This window comes from Nocardia wallacei (assembly GCF_029869545.1).
Lineage (GTDB): Bacteria > Actinomycetota > Actinomycetes > Mycobacteriales > Mycobacteriaceae > Nocardia > Nocardia wallacei_A.
The window spans coordinates 1-1,447 of the sequence record NZ_JARWQD010000219.1 but is presented as its reverse complement, the minus strand read 5'-3'; the positions used below and the strand labels follow the sequence as shown (position 1 = coordinate 1,447).

The 1,447-nt window shown below is 69.0% G+C and carries 1 protein-coding gene; it reads left to right on the top strand.

From position 1 onward, the window contains the following. Positions 1-1,447 (top strand): condensation domain-containing protein (locus QH290_RS18695; protein ID WP_280384225.1); only part of this gene is annotated, 1,447 nt, incomplete at both ends.

Here is a 1,447-nt window from a genome sequence, read left to right as displayed (position 1 = left end):
GATCGAGTTGGGTGAGATCGATGCGGTGTTGGCGGGGTATGAGGGTGTCGATTTCGCGGTGACGGTGGGTCATCGGCTCGATAGTGGGGCAACGATTCTCGCCTCCTACGTGCATGCCGTGCCCGGTGCGCGGATCGACACCGATGAACTCATCGCCGCGGCCGGTCGTAGCTTGCCGTCGCATATGGTGCCGACGAGTGTGGTGGTGCTCGACGAGATTCCGTTGACGCCCGTCGGCAAACTGGACCGCGCGGCACTGCCCGAACCCGTCCTGCACACCCGCGAATTCCGTGCGCCGTCGGGTGCACGGGAGGAGCTGGTCGCCGGTGTCTTCGCCGAACTGCTCGGTCCCACGACGCCGATCGGCGCCGACGACGACTTCTTCGACCTGGGCGGCAATTCGCTGATCGCCACCCGCGTCGCGGCCCGCCTCGGCGCGCGGCTGTCCACCCGCGTCCCGGCCCGGCTGCTGTTCGAGGCGCCCACCGTGGCGGCCTTGGCGCAACGCCTGGAGACCCTCGAGGGCGGGGCGCGGCGGCCGCCCCTGGTGCCGATGCCGCGGCCGGAGAATATCCCGCTCTCGCTCGCCCAGCAGCGGATGTGGTTCCTCAACCAGTTCGATCCGGACTCGGCCGCCAACAACATCCCCTTCGCCATCCGGCTCACCGGGCGCCTCGACGTGGGCGCGCTGCAGGCCGCGATCACCGACGTGATCGAGCGGCACGAGACGCTGCGCACGATCTACCCTGCCCTCGACGGCACCGGACACCAGGTGATCCTGCCGGTGGAGCAGGCCGTCCCGGACCTGGAGCCGCAACCGCTCGCCGAACACGAGATCGAGGCATGGCTGACCGGGCTGGCGCTGAGCGGATTCGACGTGGCCGCGGAGGTGCCGCTGCGTATCGCGGTGGCGCAGTTGGACACCGACGATCACGTGGTCGCCGTGGTGGTGCACCACATCGCCGCCGACGGCGCGTCCATCGCTCCGTTCATGCGAGATCTGCTGGTGGCCTTCCTCGCTCGCCGCAATCACGCCAAGCCCGCCTGGACGCCACTGCCGGTGCAGTACGCCGACTACACGCTGTGGCAGCGGGACGTGCTCGGTGACGAGGCCGATCCCGAATCGATCGCCGCGACCCAATTGGCCTACTGGCGTTCGACTCTCGCGGGTCTGCCCGATCGTCTGGATCTGCCCGCGGATCGGTCCCGGCCCGCCGTCGCCTCGGGGTACGGCGGGCTGTATTCGTTCGAGGTCGATGCGCAGGTCCATGCCCGGCTGGTGGAGCTGGCGCAGGTTTCGGGGGCGTCGCTGTTCATGGTGGTGCATGCGGCGTTGGCGGTTTTGCTGGCGCGGTTGTCGGCGACCGGTGACATTGCGGTGGGTACGCCGGTGGCGGGTCGTGGTGAGCGTGAGTTGGACGGCTTGATCGGGATGTTCGTCAACACG